Source organism: uncultured Metabacillus sp. (genome assembly GCF_947503125.1).
Taxonomy (GTDB): Bacteria; Bacillota; Bacilli; order Bacillales; family Bacillaceae; genus Metabacillus.
Genome location: NZ_CANNCR010000114.1, coordinates 1 through 4,763 on the forward strand (window position 1 = coordinate 1; position 4,763 = coordinate 4,763).

5 protein-coding genes are annotated in these 4,763 nt (G+C 29.7%); 4 read left to right on the forward strand and 1 reads right to left on the reverse strand.

Going from position 1 to position 4,763, the window contains the following annotated elements:
• Positions 1–284: 284 nt before the first annotated feature.
• A complete protein-coding gene (locus Q1B07_RS26035; RefSeq protein WP_299095553.1) occupies positions 285–704 on the reverse strand; it encodes a carboxymuconolactone decarboxylase family protein in 420 nt (139 codons plus the stop codon).
• 106 nt (positions 705–810) lie between these two features.
• Here Q1B07_RS26035 and Q1B07_RS26040 point away from each other — a divergent pair, with 106 nt between their 5' ends.
• The 4 genes from Q1B07_RS26040 (at position 811) to Q1B07_RS26055 (ending at position 4,751) form a co-directional block, all read left to right on the forward strand.
• On the forward strand, positions 811–1,221 hold the full coding sequence (locus Q1B07_RS26040; protein WP_299095550.1) for an Lrp/AsnC family transcriptional regulator: 411 nt from the start codon (positions 811–813) through the stop codon (positions 1,219–1,221).
• A 1,154-nt stretch (positions 1,222–2,375) separates the two neighbouring features.
• Positions 2,376–2,546: a hypothetical protein gene (locus Q1B07_RS26045; protein ID WP_299095548.1), complete on the forward strand. Its 171-nt coding sequence runs from the start codon at positions 2,376–2,378 to the stop codon at positions 2,544–2,546.
• Between the two features lie 127 nt (positions 2,547–2,673).
• On the forward strand, positions 2,674–4,398 hold the full coding sequence (locus Q1B07_RS26050) for a YcaO-like family protein (protein ID WP_299095545.1): 1,725 nt from the start codon (positions 2,674–2,676) through the stop codon (positions 4,396–4,398).
• Between the two features lie 23 nt (positions 4,399–4,421).
• On the forward strand, positions 4,422–4,751 hold the full coding sequence (locus Q1B07_RS26055) for a hypothetical protein (protein WP_299095542.1): 330 nt from the start codon (positions 4,422–4,424) through the stop codon (positions 4,749–4,751).
• Positions 4,752–4,763 lie beyond the last annotated feature (12 nt).

Consider the following 4,763-nt stretch of genomic DNA (forward strand, 5'->3'; position numbering starts at 1 on the left):
GGTAATGCCTTTGAAGTCATATGTGGTAAGGGGTGAACGTGATTCCGCGCTTCTGCAAACTTTATTCTAATTTAACAAAAAGAGTGAGTTTAAAATAAAGTCGCGACGTTTGTAAAAAAGTTACGAAGCTTTACCCCTTTGGATATGATTATCTAAAGGGGTGTTTTTTGTGTCTAAAAGAAAATCAAAAATTGAGAAGTGGATTCAAGCAGGGCGAGACTCAGGAATTGGTGTAGCTTATAAATCATGGCTAAAGATTCAAGAAGTATCCTCAAAAGGTCGCTCTACGTATTTTGTTTCTCTGCTAATTGCATTAATGCACCAAAATATTGTGATGCTGTTGTGAAACAAATAAAAGCAATCAGCTCACTTATTTCTGCATCTGTTAAATACTCTTTTAAAACTTCTGTTACATTTGGAGAAGTTTGTCCTTTGCTTATGAGAAAGGCTTCAGCAAACCCGGTACATATCGCCGTTTTTTCATCGTAATCAATCGGATTTGGTTTTCCTTTTGCTTTGCAATAAAGGCAGCCATTTTTTTGTGCAAGTGTACGTCGAACTTCTTCTTTTAGCTTCGCTGATAGTTGTCCATCTTTTTCCAGCTCATCACCAAGATTATTCCAGTATTTTAGAATTAACTCATTATATCCTAGTAATTGTTGAAATGGTGTGTCTCCTCTTTCATGAAATGGAATCAGTGTCATTATCATCCCTCCCACGAATATTGTAAAATAAAGAAAAAATGTTTTACATATCGGATGAAAGGTATTTATAGTGAATTAATTTCAGATTAGAAAGGGATTTTAGTAAATGGACTTCATTGATGAAATGATTGTAAAAGAATTGATAGAAGATAGTCGCTTATCGATGAGTGAATTGGGGAGACGTATTCATTTATCTGCACCAGCTACAAGAGAACGTGTTCGACAATTAGAAGATCAAGGAATCATCAAACGTTATTCGATTGAACTCAATGTGAAAAAATTAGGATTTCCAATTGAAGCAATAATCGAGGCAACAATCAAAAATAATCTGTATGAGGATTTTAAAAAGAAAATATGTCACAACTCAAATGTTGAATTTTGTTATCGAATTGCTGGTAATGCATGCTTTATGTTAAAAGTTCATTTCCAATCATTTGACCATGCCGAGCAATTTATTGATGGATTACAGTCGTTAGCACATACAAAAACAAATTTTATATTTTCAAAAATTATTTAAAAACAAGAGCGCTTAAATGTTGTTTCAAGAGAAAAAACTACGGAATCGAATACCAGATTAACGTTTGAAATTGGTGAAAAAATGTTAAGAGTAACTTTTAATAAAAAGGAGGAAATTTACAAAAAATAAAGAATATTATAATAAGTTTAATTTCGATAGTAGATTCCAAGATTCTGTATTCTAATCTTTACTTCGTTTTATTATGTTATTGGATTAGGGGGAGAAGATATGCGATTCATTAGGCAAACTGGGGTATATGAAAATATACAAAAAAAACGGTGGGAGTACTGGGTTGTATATGACGATAACATACTAATTATGGTATCTTGGTTAAGTTGGAATGCTAGTACAAAAGATTATAAAATATGGCAATCACAATTTATGAGTAATGCAAGTTGATGCCGAGAGCACCCCTTCTAGCGATGAGAGTCGATAAGGAGCGGGTGAATCGGCTTTTTTTATTTGCTGTGATTGCAGATACGGAGGGGAAATTAAAGTAATTTGTACTGAATTCTGCATTGTTTTCGCGAGGAGACCAGTTATATGTACCATAGAAAAAAAGTTGTTTACATTGTAAAAAAGTTCTTGTTATGGGATAATAACGGATTTTTCCTATTTTTTGATTCTTATTCGCGGAGGTGACTTATGGCAAAAAGAAAATATGGTTAGACAGAAAACAAAATCACCGTTGCATTACAAGAAATGGTGGAAATCCAATATATATTAGAAATTCACGTCCAGATCAACGTTCTCTCACTACTTTAATTGTAGAGTTTGACAAAATAGAAAATCGCAAAAAAAAAAAATGAAGAACAGATTCAGCGATTACTAACTGAACTAGTATTTAACAGTGGAAATTGGCGGAAGTATCAACTTAATAAAGTACGCAATGTTAAGTTAAAGCAACACTAGTAAAAGCACAATGCAATGGGCAGAATGAATAGCTAGAGCAATTAAAATCTTTTTGGATAATAAGTAATAATGACATAAATTTATGAAAGGCTATTGAACTAAAATATTTGATGAATCCAAAAATTTACAATAATTTTTACTAAAAATTAACAAATAAAAGGAAAATTATGTTACTATATATCTATCGAATAGCAATATTCGATGGAGCCTTTGATCCTAAATAAAATTATGAGGTGATAATTGTGGAATTAAAATTAGATTTCAATGTGTTAGAAAATCTTGAAGATGAAATGTCATTTGATGAGGTTAAAGCTCTTGATCTAGGGGGAACTACAGGAGCTGCTGAAGGGGCATCTTCTGTTGGTTCAACTATGCCTATTTTCCCTTATTTTTGGTTTACTTGCTCTGCATAAGGTTAATAAGAATATTAAAATTTCACACCTTAGAACTACATAATATTTAGTGAATTCAAATGGGATCAAAGGCTCCTTTTCAATTTTTTTAATAGTTTTAATAAAAAACCGGAAGGTACGATCTAATTTGAAAAATGTTTATTTTTTAGTAAACAACTCTGATTTTAATAGACAATTAAAAAAACTTACTAGATTTCCTATTATAAACAATTTAAATGAAATAAAAGAAAAAAATGCTACTTTGGTAATTTTTTATGAAGCCTTTGAAAATAAATGGTTTTTTGAGCAAGTTCTAACTGCCGGAACTTTTAACCATGTAATATTAATTGAACAAAGTGAATCTGGTTTAAGGGTTTCCTCATTTTCCGCTAATAAAATAGGTTGTCCAAAATGTATGGATTTTTATGAAGATAAGTTGCCCTTATCAAATAAAAATCTCCTTAATATAAACATTTTAGACGAGATTATATTAAAAATATTAAAAGTTAGCAGTAATAAAAATTTTCAGTATGTCCTAGAAATATCAAAGAATATGAAGGTGAATCTACTAAAGTTGTTACCTTCGTTTTTTTGTATTAACTGTAAAGAGCTTTACAGGCGTAAATTTCCAATACATAAGAGTACATCTTTAAAACAGGAAGGTATTCGAAAATTTAATGATGAAATGGTTAATAACCTAGTATTAAGTATCCCAGTGGGTGATTATAGTCTTTTCGATTCACCTGAAATTTACCAATTTAAGGAAATTTATATAAGTCGAGTAAAAATTAAAGGCTCATACAATTCATATGGTATAGGGCGAAGCTTTACAAAAGAAAATGCAGTAAATGTATCCTTACTTGAATCGCTAGAAAGACTTTCCTTAAACGGAAATATTGGTACGTCAAATAATATAATGAAACCATACAAAGACTTAACATATGCAATTCATCCATCCAAACTGATCAAAACCAATTATGTTTTTGATGAAAGTTTATATTATCGATGGGTAACTGGATTGGAATTATCGACAAGAGAAAATGTGATGATTCCTGAACAACTTGTTTTAATAGAAAATGATATAACATTAAAAAATAAAGGTGAGAATAGATTCTATTCTACAACTTCAAATGGTACAGCTATAGGTGGGAGTATTGAGGAAGCAACTTTCTTCGCTATAAAAGAATATCTTGAGAGAGATTATGGATTAAAGGCATGGTATTTAAAAGAAAATTTAAAAAGATGGTCTTTACAATTTTTTTATAAAAATAAAAAAATAATGAGCCTTATTCAATTTTTCAAAGAAAATTATTGTGATTTACATATTATATCTACAAGTAATATAAAAATCATAACTACAGTTTGGGTCCATCTCTCTTGGAAGAATGGACAACTAAATTCTTTAGGATCAGGATTTTCACCTGAAAATGCAGTTGAAAGTGCTTTATTGGAGTTATTTACTGGTTTTTTAAATTTTAAAAAATTAAATCAACAACAAGAACAAAGAATTTACCATTTAAATAAAACTAATCAATTTGAAAATATGGAAGATCATGTTCTTTATTATTTACAAAAGAAAGTAAGAGGTCAGTTTTCTTTTATAAAAAGTATTCCTTATGAGAATGAATCAAAATACAATGCTCTTGAAAAGTGGATAGAAGAAAAACAAAGTGAAGGTTTGAGCAGCCTATTTTATAGTCTAGTAGAAGAGATGAAGAAATTAGACAGAAAAATTTATATGGTAGATTTAACACCTTCCATATTAAAAGAAATAGATTCTAATCTATCAGTTGCAAAGGTTTTTATGACAAACTCATATCATTTTAATTTTGGTTTTTATGATAATAATCACAATCACCATCCATTTTTGTAAACATTTGAAAGGTTGATATATTTATGATTAAGGTGTTTCCAAATATTATAACTAGAATATCTCCAATATCAATAAGTAGCTTAAATAATTTAAGAATGAACAAAACATTAAACATAATGGAAGATTTAAAAGATAGGAATTTTTCCTTTGAGAGCCTTACCGATGAAATTAGTAATGATTTGTATAATCAAATTCAAAAAGTAGATGATGAACAATTAAGAAGAAACTTATTAAACTTAAAGCGAGATATTTATAATAAAAGGAACATTTCAAAAGATTTTCAAAATATTTTGTCAGGAGTCATTATTAATGACGGTGAATTCGGAAACGTAAGTGTCGGTGACAAAGTTTAATTGCTACCGACA